The sequence below is a fragment of the Agromyces humatus genome (assembly GCF_021228295.1).
GTDB classification, from domain to species: Bacteria; Actinomycetota; Actinomycetes; order Actinomycetales; family Microbacteriaceae; genus Agromyces; species Agromyces humatus.
Genome location: NZ_JAJQPD010000009.1, coordinates 1 through 17,341, shown reverse-complemented (window position 1 = coordinate 17,341; position 17,341 = coordinate 1). Strand labels below are relative to the sequence as shown.

At 69.9% G+C, this 17,341-nt stretch carries 15 protein-coding genes; 11 read left to right on the top strand and 4 right to left on the bottom strand.

Annotated elements, in window-relative coordinates; all coding sequences use genetic code 11:
- Window positions 1-79 precede the first annotated feature (79 nt).
- Entirely contained in the window at window positions 80-3,184 is a 3,105-nt protein-coding gene (locus LSF15_RS14920; protein ID WP_232499348.1) for a M14 family metallopeptidase, read from the bottom strand.
- Window positions 3,185-3,358: 174 nt separating this feature from the next.
- Between LSF15_RS14920 and LSF15_RS14915 the strand changes: the two genes are divergently transcribed.
- Window positions 3,359-5,119, top strand: coding sequence for an acyl-CoA dehydrogenase family protein (locus tag LSF15_RS14915; RefSeq protein WP_232499347.1), 1,761 nt, complete (start codon window positions 3,359-3,361; stop codon window positions 5,117-5,119).
- A 31-nt stretch (window positions 5,120-5,150) separates the two neighbouring features.
- On the opposite strand, the gene LSF15_RS14910 is transcribed toward LSF15_RS14915, so the two are convergent.
- Window positions 5,151-5,666, bottom strand: a complete 516-nt coding sequence (locus tag LSF15_RS14910) for a GNAT family N-acetyltransferase (RefSeq protein WP_232499346.1) — start codon at window positions 5,664-5,666, stop codon at window positions 5,151-5,153.
- Window positions 5,663-6,262 (bottom strand): dihydrofolate reductase family protein, encoded by a 600-nt coding sequence (locus LSF15_RS14905; protein ID WP_232499345.1) that lies wholly within the window; start codon window positions 6,260-6,262, stop codon window positions 5,663-5,665. The genes LSF15_RS14910 and LSF15_RS14905 overlap by 4 nt, the downstream gene beginning before the upstream one ends.
- 288 nt (window positions 6,263-6,550) lie before the next feature.
- Here LSF15_RS14905 and LSF15_RS14900 point away from each other — a divergent pair, with 288 nt between their 5' ends.
- Both LSF15_RS14900 and LSF15_RS14895 read left to right on the top strand, forming a co-directional pair.
- Window positions 6,551-7,129 (top strand): hypothetical protein, encoded by a 579-nt coding sequence (locus tag LSF15_RS14900; protein WP_232499344.1) that lies wholly within the window; start codon window positions 6,551-6,553, stop codon window positions 7,127-7,129.
- Window positions 7,130-7,530: 401 nt separating this feature from the next.
- Window positions 7,531-7,959: a PKD domain-containing protein gene (locus LSF15_RS14895; protein ID WP_372460033.1), complete on the top strand. Its 429-nt coding sequence runs from the start codon at window positions 7,531-7,533 to the stop codon at window positions 7,957-7,959.
- Between the two features lie 147 nt (window positions 7,960-8,106).
- Here LSF15_RS14895 and LSF15_RS14890 read toward each other — a convergent pair whose 3' ends face one another.
- Window positions 8,107-9,111, bottom strand: coding sequence for a BadF/BadG/BcrA/BcrD ATPase family protein (locus LSF15_RS14890; RefSeq protein WP_232499342.1), 1,005 nt, complete (start codon window positions 9,109-9,111; stop codon window positions 8,107-8,109).
- A gap of 108 nt (window positions 9,112-9,219) precedes the next feature.
- Here LSF15_RS14890 and LSF15_RS14885 point away from each other — a divergent pair, with 108 nt between their 5' ends.
- The 8 genes from LSF15_RS14885 to LSF15_RS14850 all read left to right on the top strand — a co-directional run.
- Complete coding sequence (locus LSF15_RS14885; protein WP_232499341.1) at window positions 9,220-10,512, top strand: sugar ABC transporter substrate-binding protein; 1,293 nt, start codon at window positions 9,220-9,222, stop codon at window positions 10,510-10,512.
- Between the two features lie 4 nt (window positions 10,513-10,516).
- Window positions 10,517-11,488, top strand: a complete 972-nt coding sequence (locus LSF15_RS14880; RefSeq protein WP_232499340.1) for a carbohydrate ABC transporter permease — start codon at window positions 10,517-10,519, stop codon at window positions 11,486-11,488.
- Window positions 11,489-11,613: 125 nt separating this feature from the next.
- Window positions 11,614-12,405, top strand: coding sequence for a carbohydrate ABC transporter permease (locus tag LSF15_RS14875; protein WP_232499460.1), 792 nt, complete (start codon window positions 11,614-11,616; stop codon window positions 12,403-12,405).
- A complete protein-coding gene (locus tag LSF15_RS14870; RefSeq protein ID WP_232499339.1) occupies window positions 12,402-13,883 on the top strand; it encodes a glycoside hydrolase family 3 protein in 1,482 nt (493 codons plus the stop codon). Before LSF15_RS14875 ends, LSF15_RS14870 begins: the two co-directional genes overlap by 4 nt.
- On the top strand, window positions 13,880-15,166 hold the full coding sequence (locus tag LSF15_RS14865) for an anhydro-N-acetylmuramic acid kinase (protein ID WP_232499338.1): 1,287 nt from the start codon (window positions 13,880-13,882) through the stop codon (window positions 15,164-15,166). Before LSF15_RS14870 ends, LSF15_RS14865 begins: the two co-directional genes overlap by 4 nt.
- Window positions 15,163-16,149 carry an N-acetylmuramic acid 6-phosphate etherase gene (gene murQ, locus LSF15_RS14860; RefSeq protein WP_232499337.1) on the top strand — a complete coding sequence of 329 codons (987 nt, stop codon included), beginning with the start codon at window positions 15,163-15,165 and terminating at the stop codon, window positions 16,147-16,149. The genes LSF15_RS14865 and murQ overlap by 4 nt, the downstream gene beginning before the upstream one ends.
- Window positions 16,150-17,064 carry a MurR/RpiR family transcriptional regulator gene (locus tag LSF15_RS14855; RefSeq protein WP_232499336.1) on the top strand — a complete coding sequence of 305 codons (915 nt, stop codon included), beginning with the start codon at window positions 16,150-16,152 and terminating at the stop codon, window positions 17,062-17,064. It begins immediately after the preceding gene.
- Between the two features lie 83 nt (window positions 17,065-17,147).
- Window positions 17,148-17,341 (top strand): hypothetical protein (locus tag LSF15_RS14850; protein WP_232499335.1); only part of this gene is annotated, 194 nt, incomplete at its 3' end.

Genomic DNA, 17,341 nt, shown 5'->3' with positions numbered 1-17,341 from the left:
GGCATCAGTGCCTGCGTCAGGACAGACGGATGCCGCGTCACGGGCGACCCCGTGACGCGGCATCCGCTCAACGGTCGACTCAGTCGAGCAGGTGATCCAATGCACGCCCCATCCACTCGGCTCGCGTGTCGGCGCCCGTGATTCCCTCGAATCCGAAGCCGGTCATCAGCGAGTCGGGTGTCGCCACCACGGCGGCCTCGGGGAATCCTGCAGCCGTCGTGATGATGAAGTTGTTCGGGTTCGGAGCGCTGCCCTCAGGCGGCCCGGTGATCTCCCAGCCACCCGTGTCGCCACCCTCGAACGACGTCGTGCCCGCTCCGGTCGACACCTCGATGTCGTCGACGAACACGCCGAGCCCCTGTGTGGCCCAGTCGCTGATGTACGCGATCGACACCTCGACCTCACCGCCGGCGTACGCCGACAGGTCGACCGACCACTGCTGCCAGCCGCCCGAGTTGCCGGATGCGGCCCACCACTCGCCGCCGTCGGAGCCGGTCGGGTCGCAGGTCGTGTCGACGACCGTCTGGTAGTAGTCGAGATGCGGGTGCAGCTCGCGCCAGCCGGCCGGACAGCTCTGCCCAGTGCTCTGGCTCGTGTGGCTGTTGGCATCCGGCAGCGTCGTCCAGTCGTCCTGTCCGGCCGTGCGGGCCTCGACGGCCAGGTGGTCCCACTCGACCTCGGTGTCGTACGACGTCCAGAACGACATCGTGGCACCGCCGGCCGGCACGTCGATCGTGTTGGTCAGACGCTTGTACGACACGTCGCCGAGCTGCGAGTAGGCGTAGGCTTCGCCGGTGCGCGGCTCGAACGGGCCGCCCTCACGATCCCACCTGCCCGCGACCCAACTCTCGAACTGGGGGTAGACGGCCGGGTCGAGGATGCCGCTCGTCGTGATGAACGAGTTGCTGTGGCCCTGGTTCGCAGCGCTGTCGGCTCCGTTGAACCCCCACGCCAGGTCCGTCAGCGGCGTGTCGACACCGATGGCGTCGAGGAGGCCGTCGTCGGTGGTACCGGCGTCGCTGATGGTGAGGAACGCGCCGAGCCAGTACTGCATGACGTCGTTGGTGAAGTCGCCCGAGCCGACGAGCGCCCGGCACCGCTCCAGCACTGCCGGATCGCTGGTGCACTGCGCGTTCGCCGCCGTCGGATCGTACAACTGCGTGCCGACGTTCGTCGTGTACTGGCTGCCGGCCCACGACCCGGTGTAGAGCAGCTGGCCGCCCTCGTTGAGGAAGTCTCGGACCTCGAACACCTCGTCCATCGCCAACCGGGAGGCGTTTCCCGGACCCCAGCCGAGTTCGCGGGTGACGACGTCGTCGCCGGTGTACCAGATGACGGCATCGTAGTGCGACAGCACGCCGAGGCTGTCGGGCGCGATGCGCCCGCGAGCGTCGACGTCGTAGACGTCGTAGCCGGTGCCGTTGGCGTCGAGCGCGTCCTGGTAGTAGTCGAGGTAGTTCGGCCCGCCCGCCTGAACCGGCGAGGCGCCCGTGTAGTCCTCGGCCGCCATGATCAGCACGTCGTTGCTGGTTTCCTCGACGGCCTGGTAGGTGAAGGAGTCGCTCGACTCCCCACCGCCCTCGAACCAGACCTCGACGCTGTCGCCCGGATCGGTCCCGGTGACGAGTCCGCTCACGATGCGGTAGTGGGCGCCGGTCTGGCCGCCGTACTTCTCACCGCCCGTCCACTCCTCGGTGGGAACTGCGACTGCGGGGTCGCCGTTGATGGAGTACATGAGCGTCACGTCGCCCAGGCTGCGCCGTGCGATGACACGCACCTCCTGCGGGTCGCCGTAGGAGTACTCGAACGTGAAGTTCGCCAGTGGCAGCCCGTCCTTGTAGGTGTCGTCGCTCTCGAGGTAGAAGGGCTTGGTCTCGAGACCGAGGTGCGACACCGGGTCGGCCGGGTCGGCCGCTGACTTGGCCACGTCGAGCGCGAACGGAAGAACGCGCTCGAATTCCGCCTGCACCTGTGCCTCGTCGTCGGGGAACACGAACCCGCCGCCGTCATCGCCTTCGCCGAGCTCGGGCGTCCAAGCCAGCGTTCCGTGCTGGGAGTGCGCGAAATCGGTCGTCTCGCCGTTGGTCACGTACAGCACATCGGACGACAGGCCCGGCTCGAAGTCGGGAATGGCCGGGTTGTCGCGGTTGCCCGACAGCGCGAAGTAGATCGGGTCGTCGGCGCTCGGGGTGCCGGTCTGCCAGCCCTCCGCGTACAGCAGCCATTGCCCGAAGGAGTGCCAGTTGATCTGGAACGAGAAGTCCACCTGGTCGAACAGCGACATCATCGCCTGCGTCTCGGGCTCGGACCCTGCCGAAGGTCCACGGTACGTCTCGCTCGAGATCTGCGACGACGAACCCTCCTCGTCGTACCCGAAGTGCTCGGGGTAGTTGCGGTTCGGATCGACGCCGTCTGCCCGGGTGATCTGCCCGTCGTTGTCGTTGTCGCGCAGGTTCTTGCGCCACAGCCGCTCAGTGTCGAACGTGTACTGGTAACCGTCGGGGTTGGCCACGACCACGAACCACAGCTCGTTGTTCCTCAGGAGGTCTCTGGTCTCCTTGTCGTTGGCTCGCCACCCGTCGATGTACGAGTTCAGCAGGCGTCGGTTCACCTCGGTGGAGATCCACTCACGCGCGTGCTGCGTCGAGCTGTGCAGCACCGCAGGCCGGGTTCCATCTGCGATACCCCTCGCACCCTGGGTCAACTTGAGCGCGATGATCTCGCGACCCTCGTAGGTCTCTCCGAGCACCTTGAGCTTGACCAGCTGCGGATTGTCCTTCGCGAGGCCGTAGAGCTCGTCGCGGATTCCGCCCGGCTCGTCCCAGGAACGGAAGACCTCGAAGCCCGATGCGGCCTGCTCTACAGCGAGCTGCCGAGCGGACTTGCCGTCCTTGTTCTTCTTGACCTTGACATCGACTCCCCGGTCTCGGAGGCCTTTCGCCTCCTGCTCGGTGAGCACGACGTCGAGGCTGACGCCGGAATCGGTGACCCTGCTGTCGGCGACATCGAAACCGCCGGCGGCGATCTCGGCCGCCTCGGCTGCGCTCACGTCCGCCGTGTACATGTCGAGCGCGCCATCCTCCTCGGCGGCGCTTGCGCCGACTGGGCCGAGGATCGCGAACACCATTGCCAGCGCGGCGACGCCGACGGCCAGGCGTTTCGGAATGGAACGAGTGCCAATCATGGGAACTCTCCTTCGGTCCGTCTCCGGTCAGAAAGTGAGTGACGACATCGTCGTGCATGTCCGACGTTCGCCACGTCTTTGGTGCTCACTGCGGACCCTAGGGGTTAGCTTCTTGCGACGGTTCGCACATGTCAAGTCCCGGGGCTCGTCGAGAATGGGACGCGGAGGTCGACGATGATCAACACCCACGAAGTCCTGAACCAGCCGCCGCCACGCGAGGGCGTCGATGAGTTCGGTTCGAATGCGCCGCTCGTCGAGGCGGTCGCGAGATGGGGCCGGGCGGATGTCCCGGGCGCGCCCGCGCCCGCGGGGCCGGGTCGCACGCACCGCGCAGCACCCGACGTCTCGACCCTCGACGAGATCGGCCGTCATGTCGGCTCGGCCGCATTCCAGCGCGACGCCGAGCGTGCGAACACGCATCCGCCCGTGCTGCACACCCACGACCGGTGGGGCAACCGCATCGACGAGGTCGAGTACGACGACGCCTACCACCGCATCATGGCCGCGGCGATCGGGGCGGGTGCGCACACCTCGGCGTGGGCGTCGCCGGGTGTCGGTGCGAACGTCGACCGTGCGGCGGTCTTCTTCCTCTTCGCGCAGGTCGAGCCGGGGCACGCGTGCCCGGTGTCGATGACGCACGCGGCGGTGCCGACGCTCGAGCTCGCGGCATCCGCTCTTCGCGATGAATGGATGCCCCGCCTGCTGAGCCGCGCGTACGAGCCCGCCCTCGCCGATCGAGTGGGGCCACGCGAAGCGCGACCCGTATCGAGATCCGGGGCGAAACACTCGGCGCTGGTCGGCATGGCGATGACCGAGAAGCAGGGCGGCAGCGATGTGCGCGCGAACACGACGCGCGCCGAGCCGACCGGTGTCGACGACGCGTGGGGCCGCGAGTTCCGACTGACCGGTCACAAGTGGTTCTGCAGTGCGCCGATGAGCGACGCGTTCCTCGTGCTCGCGAAGGCGCCGGGCGGCCTCAGCTGCTTCTTCGTGCCGCGCGTGCTGCCCGACGGCGAGCGCAACGTGTTCCGCATCCAGCGCCTGAAGGACAAGCTCGGCAACCGCTCGAACGCGTCGAGCGAGATCGAGCTCGACGGTACGGCGGCGTGGCTGGTCGGCGACGAGGGGCGCGGCGTCGCGACCATCGTGCAGATGGTCACGCGCACCCGCCTCGACTGCGTCATCGGGTCGGCCGCGGGCATGCGCCAGTCGGTCGCCGAGGCGGCGTGGCATGTGCGGCATCGCAGCGCGTTCGGCTCCCTGCTCGTCGATCAGCCCGCGATGGCGGCGGTCGTCGCCGACCTGGCGCTCGAGTCCGAGGCGGCGACGATCACCGCGATGCGGCTGGCGCGGGCCTATGACGACGATGCCGCGGCGCCGGATTCGTCGGATGTCCCGGAGCAGGGCTTTCGCCGCCTGGCCACGGCCGTCGCGAAGTACTGGATCTGCAAGCGCGGCCCGGGCCATGCGTACGAGGCGCTCGAATGCCTCGGCGGCAACGGCTACACCGAGGCGTTCCCGCTCGCGCGCCGGTATCGCGAGCAACCCCTGCTCGCGATCTGGGAGGGCTCGGGCAACGTTATCGCGCTCGACGTGCTGCGGGTGCTGGCACGTGAGCCTGAGGCGTTCGAGGCGTTCTTCGACGTCGTGGGAGAGGCAGCCGGCGAGCACGCGGCGTTCGATCTCGCACTCGCCGGGGCCCGGGCGGTCGTGAGCGAGGTGGCCTCCGATGTGACGAGCGGTGCGGCTGCCGCACGTGCCCGCGAGCTCACTGAGCGGCTCGCGCTCGTGCTGCAGGCGTCGCTGCTCGTGCAGCACGCGCCAGCTGCGGTGGCCGACGCGTTCGTGCGCACCCGCCTCGAGGGCGACGGCGGGTTGCTGTACGGCGCGCTGCCGCCGGGTGTCGACACCTCGGCGATCCTCGCGCGGGCGTGAGCCGGGGCATCCGCTGGTCGCTGCTCGCCCCTCAGATCACCCGCGTGAACGTGACGCGGTGCTCGCCAAGCCCGTCGTAATCGAGGTACGCGAGTACGCCGTCGACGTCGGTGTCGCCGCCGATCGTGAATCCCATCGCCCGGTGGAACTCTTGCGAACGCATGTTGTCGGGGCCGGTGATCGCGTCGACGCGTCGGCAGCCGAGCGCCCGCACTTGTGCGAAGAAGCGCTCGTAGAGCGAGCGCGCGAGTCCGGCGCCGCGCAGGTCGGGGCGCACGCCCACGAAGTGCACGTACCCGACCTCAGGTTGCGACTGCGAGCGGAATCCGACGAGGAACGCCGCGAGCCTGCCGTCGCCGTCTTCGACGATCGTCGAGGTATCGCTGAAGTGCTGGAAGAAGAGGCGCGGCAGCAGCAGCGGCAGCGCCTCTGAGTTCGGGGTCTGCCACCACTCTGGGATCGCCCCGACTACTCGCGCATGGTCGCGCTCGGTCACGGGCCGGAACACGAGCGACGCATGTCGCTCGTGCGCTGACTCGTCGCTCACGACACCGCCTCGGGCGCGCCGGTCGGTCGGTAGTGCGCCACGGTGACGCCCATCGGGGTCGTGATGTTGCGGGTGAGCTCGAGCGCCTGGTGGGTGTCGCCGAACAGGCGGATGCCGGTGCCGAGCACGACCGGATGGATGATGAGCACGTACTCGTCGATGAGTCCCGCCGCGGCGAGCGACCGCACGAGCTCACCGCTGCCGAGGATCGCGAGGTCGGGCCCGTCGCCCTGCTTGAGGGCGGCCACCGTTTCGGCGGCGTCGCCCACGAGCAGCGTCGAGTTCTGCCAGTCGAGGTGGGTGTGCGAGTTACGCGACACGACGAACTTCTCGACCCGGTTGAGGTACTCGGTGAACGGGTTGCCGTCGGTCTGGTGCGGCCAGAACGCGGCCATGTTGTCGTAGGTGCGGCGGCCGAACAGCATCGCGCCGCCCGAATCCATGCCAACGCCCATCTCGACGGCGAGGGCCTCGTCGTTGCCGGCGAGCGCCCACCCCCCGTAGGGGAAGTCGCCGCGCGTGTCTTCAGCCGCCGACATCGGTGCCTGCATCACGCCATCGAGCGACACATTGTTGTTGACCGTGATCCTGCGCATGCCTTCATCATGTGACGCGCCGCCGACATCCGCGAGTGGTTTGGGCGCGGGTGGAGGACCGCAGCGGCGAGGACGGAGCGGCAAGATCGCCGCGGGCGCGCGGGGGTTGCTCATGCAGACTCGGTGCCGAAGTGCCGAAGTGCCGAAGTGCCGAAGTGCCGAAGTGCCGAAGTGCCGAAGTGCCGAAGTGCCGGGTCCGTACTCGCACCGCACCCGCCGACGCTGTCACCGGCCCGCCCTGTGGATAACCGACGCTGATCCCTGTTCGCCTCGCCTAGGGTAATCGCCATGCCGACCTCTCGTCCGAAGCGCCGAACGCCCCGCCGTCTCGGCGCTGCGCTCGCCGCGGCAGGCGCGCTCGCGCTCATGCTCACGGGCTGCGTCGGCGCCCCCACGCCGACCCCCACCCCTACTCCGACCGAGGCGGCGCCGATCTTCGCCTCGGATGAGGAGGCGCTCGCCGCGGCTGAGGCGGCGTACTCGACTTTTGAGGATGTGTCCAGGGCCGTCGCTGCGGATGGCGGCCAGAACGACCATCGCATTGAATCGCTCGTCACATCGGACTACCTCCCTGAGCTGAAGGGCGACTTCATGCAGTATCGCGAAGCAGGCATTCACATTGAAGGCGCGGTCGCGCTCGACACGTTCTCATTGTCCGAGAACGCACAAGTCGGTGACGCGGCAACTGTATCGATTTACGTATGTCGAGACGTCTCGGGCATTCGAGTGCTTGACGCGAGTGGTGCAGATGTGACTCCGCCGGATCGGAAAGATCGGAGCCCGCTCGTCGCATTCCTCGTCGGCACTTCAGCCGAGGAACTGCTTGTGGACAAGGTGGAGCTTTGGCCAGGCGACGACTTTTGCTAGTAGGTGGCGCGGCGGCGGGTCTGATTCTCGCGCTGACCGCGGCGCCACCCGCGAATGCATGCACGCCGTCGCAGGGCTTTGTGGGCTGCCATCCGAACACTTCCGGAACTATTCAACCGGATCGCGTGATCATCGATGCACTTGTCCAAGACGACGAACGATCCGAGGTTAGCGACGGCGGCGGCGGCGACGGTGATGGCACAGCGACTGAGCCCCCGCCGCGGGGCGTTGTCGATGTGTGGTCGGGGCCCGGCTGGGAGCAGTTGTGCGGCGCGAACTTCCAGACGGGCTGCTCCCGCCCGTCGTCGCCGACAGCGCCGCCACCGACGCCGGCGCCGGGCGCGCCCGCGGTGACGCTGCGAGACATCGCGTCGTTCCGACCGGCGGAGCCGAGCGATGTGATGGAGCCGAACGGGTGGGCGGTCGTCGGACTTCCGGCGAACTTCGTCGCAGAAGCTAGGCCCGAAGTCGTGTCGGGCACGCTGCTCGGGCAGCCCGCCGATGTGCGGTTCACGCCCGTCGGGTACCGGTGGGTGCACTCCGATGGGACGACCGTCACCAGTCCATCGCCCGGGGCGACATGGAGTGCGCTCGGAGTCGCCGAGTTCACGCCGACCGACACCAGTCACGTGTACGCAGCGAGCGGGGAGTACACCGTCACGCTCCGGGTTGCGCTCGCTGCCGAGTACCGGTTCGCCGGGTCGGGCTGGCTGCCGATCGCGGGCACCCTCACCATCGACGGCGCCTCGCAGCGAGTACTCGTCGGAGAGGTCGACACCGTGCTCACCGTCGGCGACTGCACGGCCTACCCCTCGAGCCCCGGCTGCTGAGTTGCAGCGCCTCGCTCTGCGCCACCTCCGTGGCCTCTGCGCCAATTGAACTGGCGCAGAGGGTGCCGACGTGGCGCAGATACGGCCCAGAGCGGTGAGCGGTGAGCGACGAGCGGTGAGCGGTGAGCGGCGGCGCGCGGGCCGCCGCTACCGCCAGATGAACGGCGGATGCGCCGCCACCACCTCATCGGCGGCCACGAGCCGCGCCAGCTCAACAGCGCCATCGAGCGGCCCACCCGCCGGCTCCACGAGCGTCGCGTCGGGCGCGATGCGTGCGAACGCTTCCGCGAACGCAGCAGTGAACGCGGCGCCTGAGGCGAACACCCCACCGACCCCAGCCGCGCGGGCCGGAAGCGCGGGATCGAGCGCCGCAGCGAGCGTGCCCGCCACGAGGGCGCCCGCGGTCGCCATGATGCGCGTGGCCACGTCATCGCCGACCGAGGCGAGGCCCGCGACATCCGCCGCGAACCCCGCGAGCACCGCGCCGCGGTCGTCGCGCGTATAGAGCTGCGACGGCCAGGTCGGCGCCGGGCCGAACCGCGACACCGCGGCCGAGAGCAGGGCAGGGGCATCCGTCGTCACGCCATCGTGAGTCTGAATGGCCGCCTTCAGCCCCTCGATGCCGATCCACGCCCCCGAGCCGCGATCGTCGTAGAGGTGACCCCAGCCGCCGACGCGACGCCACACATCGCGAAAGTCGGTGCCGATCGCGATCGAACCCGTGCCGACGGCGACGACGGCACCGGCGGAACCGCCGAGCGCTCCGAGATGCGCGGTGACCGCGTCGATCGCGAGCGCGACAGGTGCACCCGCCGACGCACTCAGGGACGCGAGCGACGCCGCCGGAGAGACGACGAGCGACGCGAGACCGGTCGCACCGATGCCGACACCCGCCAGCGCGGCATCAGGTCGTTCGGCCCGTACGCGCTCGATGAGCGAGGCGATCACAGGCAACGCGGAGCTTCCATTCGGTGAAATGGACACCGGCTCGGCCTCGAACAGGTGGCGAGTGCCGACCGCGGCGCCGGCACCGCCGGCACCGCCGGCACCGCCGGAAACCGGCTCGAGCGCCGCCCGGCTCCCCGAGCCGCCGATGTCGATGCCCAGCACCCAATCCGCACGCTTGGAAGTTTCTTGCAAAATTGCGCTCATTCCTGAATACTACTTCCAGAGTCACCACCCTGTACGGATCACCAGTCTGATCCAGAACCACAGCCCGGGCACGTCCTGCCCCCAAGTTTCAATGAGGAGACCAACCCTATGAACAAGCGCTCCCTCCCGATCGTCGCGCTCGGCCTCACGGCCGCGCTGGCGCTGACCGCGTGCGCCGGCGGCTCCGACGACACCGCCGGCGGCGGGGTCGACGCCGAAGGCCAGACGCTCACCGTCTGGATCATGGAAGGCACCAACCCCGAATCCGAGGCGTTCTTCGACTCGGTCGGCGAGGCGTTCACCGAAGAGACCGGCGCCGAGCTCGACGTCGAGTTCGTGCAGTGGGCCGACGCCCACGACCGCTTCGTCACCTCGATCGCGGGCGGCACCACGCCCGACGTCGCCGAGACCGGCACCACCTGGACCGCCGAGTTCGCCGACGCCGGCGCGCTCGCGCCCATCGGCGAATTCGTCGACGAGGCAGGTCTGGGCGACGACCTCGTCGAGGGCCTCGTCGAGTCGGGCACCTACGAGGAAGAGCTCTACGGCATGCCGTGGTACGCCGGTGTGCGCTCGCTCGTCTACCGCGCCGACATCTTCGAGGAGCTCGGCCTCGAGGCGCCGACGAGCTGGGACGAGATCGTCGCCGCGGGCGAGGCCATCAAGGCCGCGCACCCCGACATGATGCCGTTCGCCGTTCCGGGCGACGCCGAGTTCCCCGTGTACCCGTGGGTCTGGGGTGCCGGCGGCGAGGTCGCGACGCAGGAGGGCGACGAGTGGGCCTCAGGTCTCGACAGCGCGGAGTCGCAGGAGGGCATCGGCTTCTACACCGGCCTCGCCACCGAGCACGGCTTCTCGTCGGCCGGCGCCACCACGTGGAAGGAGACCGACGTGCTCGACAACTTCGCGCAGGGCAACGTCGGAATGGCCCTGATGGGTTCGTGGACGCCCGCGGCGATCGTCGAGAAGAACGCCGAGCTCGAGGGCAAGTTCGCCGCGACGCCGATCCCCGGCAAGGACGGCGGCATCGCTCCGTCGGTGCTCGGCGGCTCGCACCTCTCGATGTTCGAGACGGCAGAGAACAAGGAACTCGCGTGGGAGTTCGTCGAGCTCATGACGACGGGCGAGTTCGCCGACCAGTGGGGCCAGCAGTCGGGGTACTTCCCCGGCCAGGCGTCGCTGCTCGCCGAGACGATGGAGTCGGATGACCCGCTCGTCGCCCCGTTCGCCACGCAGCTCGTCGAGGGCGGCGGCACGGTGCCGGTGACCCCGAAGTACGGTGCAGTGCAGGCGAAGAAGACCACCAACACCGCCATCCAGGCGATCCTCTCCGGGCAGAAGACGGTCGAACAGGCCACCGCTGACGCCGCCGCGGAGATGAACGAGATCATGAACGGCTGATCGAGTGACCAACACCCTTCAGGCGCCGTCGGTCGCGCAGGGAGCCCCGGCTCCCCGCGCGGCCGGCGGGCCCGGCCGCACCAAGAACCTCCTGACCCGTACCAGGCCGTGGCTGCTCCTGGCACCCGCACTCGCCGTGCTCGCGGTGCTGCTGCTCTGGCCGCTCGTGCGGGTGTTCCTCTTCTCACTGCAGGACTACGGGCTGCGCGAGATCGTCTCGGGCGAGCCCAACTGGATCGGCCTCGCCAACTTCGGCGAGATCTTCACGAGCCCCGAGCTGTACACCGTCGTACTGCCCAACACCGTGGGCTTCGCGGTCCTGGCCGTCGCGGGCACCGTCGCCCTCGGCACCGCCGTCGCCGTGCTGATGGCCGCGCTCGGCCCCTTCTGGCGCACCGTCGTCGGCAGCGCCATCATGATCGCCTGGGCGATGCCCGCGGTCACCGGCACCTACGTCTGGGTGTGGATCTTCGACGCCGACCGCGGCATCTTCAACGAGACCCTGCAGGCGCTCGGGCTGCAGGATGAGCCCGTCAACTGGTTCACGAACCGCTACACCTTCTACGCGATCGTGCTGCTCAACGTCATCCACCACGGCTTCCCGTTCGTGGCGATCACGATCCTCGCCGGTCTGCTCGGCGTGCCGAAAGAGATGCTCGAGGCCGCCGAGATGGACGGCGCGGGCGCATGGCGCCGGTTCTGGCGCATCATCGTGCCGAACCTCAAGCAGGTGTTCGCGGTCGTGATCATCCTGTCGACCATCTGGGACTTCAAGGTGTTCGCGCAGGTCTACCTGATGCCCGGCGGCGCGGGCTCGAACCGCGAGGCGCTGAACCTCGGCGTCTGGTCGTACGTCGAGTCCTTCGGGCAGAACCGCTACGGCTTCGGTTCGGCGATCGCCGTGCTGCTGACCCTCGTGCTGCTCGCCATCACCGTCGTGTACGTGCGCACCATGCTGAAGGAGGACGAGCTGTGAGCGTCTCCACCACGAATACGACGGCGGATGTCGCAGTGAGCGCCCGCCCCGAGGCATCCGTCACTCCCGCCGTACGCACGAGCCGACGTTCGGCCCGCAAGACCCGCTCGGCCGCGGGCAAGGCCGTGCTCGTCGTGCTGCTGCTGGCATTCACCCTGTTCCCCGCGTTCTGGATGCTCTCGAGCGCGTTCGACTCCAAGGCCGGCACCGGCGGCCAGCAGTTGCTGCCGCGCGAGTTCACGCTCGACAACTTCGCCTACGTGCTCACCGAGGGCGGCTTCGACGTGTTCCTGCGCAACTCGGCGATCGTCGCGCTCGTCACGGTGCTCGCGAGCGCCGTGCTCGCCCTGCTCGCCTCGGTCGCGGTCGCCAGGTTCCGCTTCAAGTTCCGCACGGCGATGCTGCTGATGATCCTCATCGTGCAGATGGTGCCGCTCGAGGCGCTCGTCATCCCGCTGTTCGTGCAGGTGCGCGATCTGCAGTTGCTGAACACCCTGCTCGGGCTGATGGTCGTGTACGTGGCGCTCTCGCTGCCGTTCGGCATCTGGATGCTGCGCGGCTTCGTCGCCGCAGTGCCCGTCGAACTCGAGGAGGCCGCGTACCTCGACGGCGCGAGCTGGGGTCGCATGTTCCGGTCGGTCATGCTGCCGCTCGTGATGCCGGGCCTGGTCGCGACATCCGTCTTCTCGTTCATCACCGCGTGGAACGAGTTCATCTTCGCGATGACGCTGCTCGGCGGCGCGTCCGAGAACTACACCGTCGCGATCGGGCTCAAGCAGTTCTTCGGCGAGCACTCCAACGAGTGGGGCTACATCATGGCCGCCTCGACGATCATCACGATCCCCGTCATGATCTTCTTCGTCATCGTGCAACGCCGCCTCTCGAGCGGCCTGGTCGCGGGAGCGGTCAAGGGATGACCGCCGCAGACGACCGGGCGCTGCGGGCGCTCGTGGGCGGGGTGCTGTGGCCGGGATTCCTCGGCCGCACCGTTCCCGACTGGCTTCGACGCGAGTTCGACGAGGGTCTCGCAGGTGCGGTGCTGTTCGCGCACAACCTCCACGCTGAAGGTGGGTTGAGGAGCGACGAAGGAGCGTCTCGAAGCCGGATGTCCCTCGCCGCAGATCTTCGCGGCATCCGCCCGTCGCTGCTCGTGGGCATCGATGAAGAGGGCGGCAACGTCACTCGCGTCGACGCGGACTCGGGCTCGACCCTGCCGGGAGCCGCGCAGCTCGGGTACCTCGACGACCTCGCCGTGACCGAGGCGGTCGGACAGCACCTCGCCGACCGGTCGCTCGCCGTCGGCGCGAACGCCGTGCTCGGCCCGGTCGCCGACGTCAACACCGACCTCCGCAACCCCGTGATCGGGGTGCGCTCGTTCGGCGAGTCGCCCGAGCTCGTCGCCCGGCACACCGTCGCCGCACTGCGCGGCATCCAGTCGGCGGGCGCAGCCGCGTGCGTCAAGCACTTCCCGGGGCACGGCGACACGCACCTCGACTCGCACCACGCGGCGCCGGCGCTCACGATCGGGCTCGACGAGCTCGAGCGGGTGCACCTGGCTCCGTTCCGGGCGGCGATCGACGCGGGCGTCGCGATGGTGATGACCGCGCACATCATCGTGCCGGCATGGGGCGACGCGCCCGCGACGCTCAACCCCGTGGCCCTCGGCCATCTTCGCAGCATGGGTTTCGAGGGCGTCATCGTGACCGACGCGCTCGACATGGCCGCGGTTCGCAAGACCGTCGGCGCAGGCCCCGGGGCCGTGCAGGCGCTGCTCGCCGGTGCCGACCTGCTCTGCATCTCGAACCCGGCGAACCTCGGCGCGGCCGCGGCGCCCGATCAGGACGTGCGCGACTTCCGCGAGGTACAGCACGCGATCTTCGACGCGCTCGACGCCGGCACACTGCCCGTCGAGGCACTCGAGCGCGCGGCACGCCGGGTGCGCGCGCTCGCCGATTCGGTGGCCCGGTCGGCCGTCGGTGAACGGATGTCCCTCGATGCGCCGCTCGTCGCACGCGATGCGATCAGCGTCGAGGGACCGGTGCCTGCGAAGCCGGGCCCGCGCACCGTGCTCGACGTGCGCGGCCGCTCGACCCTCGCGGTCGACAGTGATCGCGACTACGTCGAGTCGACGCTGGCCGCCGGCGGCACAGTGCTGCGGGGCGACGCGGCGGTGCCGGGATCGGGTTCGCTCGTCGTGCTCGTCGATGCCGTGGGCGTGCCCGGGCCTCAGCTCGACCGGGTCGCGAACATCGCACGCATCCGACCCGATGCGATCGTCGTCAACGCCGGCATGCCGGGCGCCGCGCTGCCGCTCCCGACCCTGCACGTGCGTGCCGCGAGCCGCCTCGCGGCCGAGGCGGCTCGCGACCTGCTCGACTCGGGAGCACCCGCGTGATCGTGCTGTCACTGCAATCGGGCACCTCTGCCGACGGCATCGATGTCGCCGTCGTCGAGTTCGCCCTGAGCGGGTTGAGGAGCGACGGAGGCGCTGGCGCGCCTCCTCAACCCACCGGGGTCGCGATGACCTGCCTGCACGCCGAGACCGTCGCCTGGGAGCCCGGCCTCCGCGCGCAGATCCTCGCGGTCGCCGCGGGCGAGGCCCTCGATGCGGGCGCCTGGACCCGGCTCACCACGCGACTCGGTCAGGCGTTCGCCGAGGCCGCGGCACGGGGCATCCGCGAATCGGGCGTCGTGCCCGGCCTCATCGTCTCGCACGGCCAGACCGTGTACCACTGGGTGGAGTCCGGGCACGCCCGTGGCACCCTGCAGCTCGGAGAGCCCGCGTGGATCACCGAGCGCACGGGTGTGCCCGTACTCTCCGACGTGCGCATGGCCGACATCGCCGCGGGCGGTGAGGGCGCGCCGCTCATGGCCGCCTTCGACCGCGCCTGGCTGGGTGCCGACGCGCGCGCCGAGGGCCGCAGCATCGCCACGGCCAACCTGGGGGGCATCGCGAACGTGCAGCTCATCGGCACCGACGGTGACGTCGTCGCGTTCGACAGCGGACCGGGCAACTGCCTGATCGATGCGGTCGTCGACCGGCATTCCCGCGGCGTCGACGGCTTCGACGACGGCGGGCGCCTCGCCGCGGCGGGACGCGTGCACGACGGTCTGCTCGAGCAATTGCTGCAGCATCCGTACTTCGCGGCGCCGACGCCGAAGTCGACCGGGCGCGAGACATTCGACCTCGGACTCGTCGACGCGGCGATCGTCGCATCGGGCGCGTTCGGGCTCGGCGTGCACGACCTCGTCGCGACGCTCACCGAGCTCACCGCGCGCAGCGTCATCGAGGCGATCACGACCGAACCGTCCGAACCGCCCGCGGCACTCATCTGCTCGGGTGGCGGCACCCTGAACCCGGTGCTGATCGCACGGCTCACGACGCTCGGCGCCGAGCACGGCATCGCCGTCGAGTCGAGCGCCGATCGCGGCATCGACCCCGCGTTCAAGGAGTCGCTGCTCTTCGCGTTCCTCGGGTACTGCAGCTGGCACGGGGTGCCGTTCGCGCTCGCGCGCGATGCGCCCGCCCGCGTGCTCGGGCGCCTCTCGGCGGGCCCGGGGCCACTTCGACTTCCCGAGCCGCTCGCGGCCGGGACATCCGTCACCATCGCCCGCGTCGATCGCATCGATCGCATCGAACGCGGCGAACCCATCGAAACCGGGGGAGGGGCCCGATGACACCCGCACCGAAGCAGTCGCCCGAACATGTCGCGCTGCGCGACCTGCTCGGCGAACTCTCGACCGAGCGAGTCAACGAGGAGTACGCGGGCTTCGATCTGCTCTCGACCGAGTCGCAGCTCGTGGCGATGCAGGAGGAGAGCGCGCAGGCGGTCGCCGCCGTGTCGGAGGCCGCACCGCAGATCGCTGCCGCGATCGACGCGATCGTCGCACGACTCCGCGGCGGGGGTCGGCTGGTCTACGCCGGCGCAGGCACCGCAGGGCGCATGGGGGTGCTCGACGCGAGCGAGATCCCGCCGACGTTCGGCACCGACCCCGCGCTCGTCGTGGGGGTCATCGCCGGCGGCGAGGTCGCGCTGCGCTCGGCGGTCGAGGACGCCGAGGACGAGCCGGCCCGCGGCGCGGCCGACCTCGAGGCGATCGGCCTCGGCCCCGACGACGCGCTCGTCGGCATCTCGGCGTCGGGACGCACCCCGTACGTGCTCGGCGGCATCGAGTACGCGCGCCGCGCCGGGGCGCTGACGGTGGGCTTCGCGTGCAACGCCGACTCGGCGATCGGTGCGGCCGCCGACCTCGTGATCGAGACCGTCGTCGGCCCCGAGATCGTCGCCGGGTCGACGAGGCTCAAGGGCGGCACAGCGCAGAAGCTCGTGCTCAACGCGATCTCGACGATCGCGATGGTGCGGCTCGGCAAGGTGCACGGCAACCTCATGGTCGACGTGCGCGCCACGAATGCCAAGCTCCGTGCGCGCGCGGAACGGATCGTCATGCAGGCGACCGGGGTCGATGCCGCCGCGGCGTCGTCGGCCCTCGTTTCGGTCGACGGCTCGGTCAAGGCGGCGATTCTCGTCACCCTGACCGGGGTCGCACCCGAAGTCGCGCTCGCGCGCCTCGCCGCAGAGGATGGAGTGCTGCGGGATGCTATCTCCAGCGTGCAGGAACCGATCCTGACGCAACCCGACCACCGATCGAGGAGCCGATAGATGACGGCGAACGTGCTCTCCGCCGCCCGTGAGGCGCTGCCGCGCCTCAGCTCGTCGGAAGCGCGTGTCGCCGAGGCGATCATCGCCGACCCGCACCTCGTCGTCGACCTCACGATCACCGACCTCGCGCGCGTGTGCGGCACGTCGCTCTCGACGGTCGCGCGATTCTGCCAGACGCTCGGCTACTCGGGCTACCGGGAGTTCCGCATGGAGGTCGCGAGCGCGGTGAGCCGCGAGGCCGCCGAGCGCGAGCGCTTCGGCCTCGCGAACTCCGACATCGACCCGCTCGACAGCGCCGAAGACGTCGTCGCGAAGATCGCGTTCCACGAGGTACTGGCCATCGAGCAGACCGTCGAGGGGCTCGATACAGCGGTGCTCGACGGGGTCGTCGAGGCGATCGTCGGCGGCGCCCACGTCGACCTCTACGGGTTCGGCGCGAGCGGGCTCACGGCGCAGGACCTGCAGCAGAAGCTCGCCCGCATCGGCATCTCGGCCTTCTGCTCGGTCGATGTGCACCTGGCCCTCGTCTCGGCGGCGCTGCGGAAGCCGAGCGACGTCGCGATCGGGATCTCGCACTCGGGGCTCACGACCGAGACGACGCATACGCTCGGCGTCGCGCGTGACGCGGGCGCCACGACGGTGGCGATCACGAACTCGCCGGACTCGCCGGTCGCCGAACTCGCCGACTTCGTGCTCACGACGCATGCGCGCGAGTCGAGCTACCGCATGGGCGCGATGTCGAGCCGCATCGCCCAACTGGCCCTCGTCGACTTCCTGTTCGTGCGCATCGCCCAGCGCCGCGGCGACGACGTCACCGAGCCCCTGCAGCGCACCTTCGAGGTCACGAAGACCCACCGCATCAACGGCAGGCGCGCGGGCGACCGCCGGGCGAACGGCGACGCGCCGCGGGAGTAGCGCGGTCGCCGCCCGCGCTGCGGGTGTCGCGCGTGGCGGGCGTGTGCGGACTTTGGGCGAGCGTACGGGGCACGATCGCGCCAATGCGCGCCATCGCGCACTGCGGCGCCGGGGTGCCGGCCATCCGTGTGCGTGTCCCGGTGGCGGAACGGGGTGCCGGCCATCGCGCGGTGCCCGAGTGCCCGAGTGCCCGAGTGCCCGAGTGCCCGAGTGCCCGAGTGCCCGAGTGCCCGAGTGCCCGAGTGCCCGAGTGCCCGAGTGCCCGAGTGCCCGAGTG

Excerpts from the sequence above, each read along its gene's own strand:
- LSF15_RS14920 (WP_232499348.1), bottom strand. The coding sequence starts at position 3,184 with ATGATTGGCACTCGTTCCATTCCGAAACGCCTGGCCGTCGGCGTCGCC.
- LSF15_RS14915 (WP_232499347.1), top strand. The coding sequence starts at position 3,359 with ATGATCAACACCCACGAAGTCCTGAACCAGCCGCCGCCACGCGAGGGC.
- LSF15_RS14905 (WP_232499345.1), bottom strand. The coding sequence starts at position 6,262 with ATGCGCAGGATCACGGTCAACAACAATGTGTCGCTCGATGGCGTGATG.
- LSF15_RS14900 (WP_232499344.1), top strand. The coding sequence starts at position 6,551 with ATGCCGACCTCTCGTCCGAAGCGCCGAACGCCCCGCCGTCTCGGCGCT.
- LSF15_RS14895 (WP_372460033.1), top strand. The coding sequence starts at position 7,531 with ATGGAGCCGAACGGGTGGGCGGTCGTCGGACTTCCGGCGAACTTCGTC.
- LSF15_RS14890 (WP_232499342.1), bottom strand. The coding sequence starts at position 9,111 with ATGAGCGCAATTTTGCAAGAAACTTCCAAGCGTGCGGATTGGGTGCTG.
- LSF15_RS14885 (WP_232499341.1), top strand. The coding sequence starts at position 9,220 with ATGAACAAGCGCTCCCTCCCGATCGTCGCGCTCGGCCTCACGGCCGCG.
- LSF15_RS14870 (WP_232499339.1), top strand. The coding sequence starts at position 12,402 with ATGACCGCCGCAGACGACCGGGCGCTGCGGGCGCTCGTGGGCGGGGTG.
- murQ (WP_232499337.1), top strand. The coding sequence starts at position 15,163 with ATGACACCCGCACCGAAGCAGTCGCCCGAACATGTCGCGCTGCGCGAC.
- LSF15_RS14855 (WP_232499336.1), top strand. The coding sequence starts at position 16,150 with ATGACGGCGAACGTGCTCTCCGCCGCCCGTGAGGCGCTGCCGCGCCTC.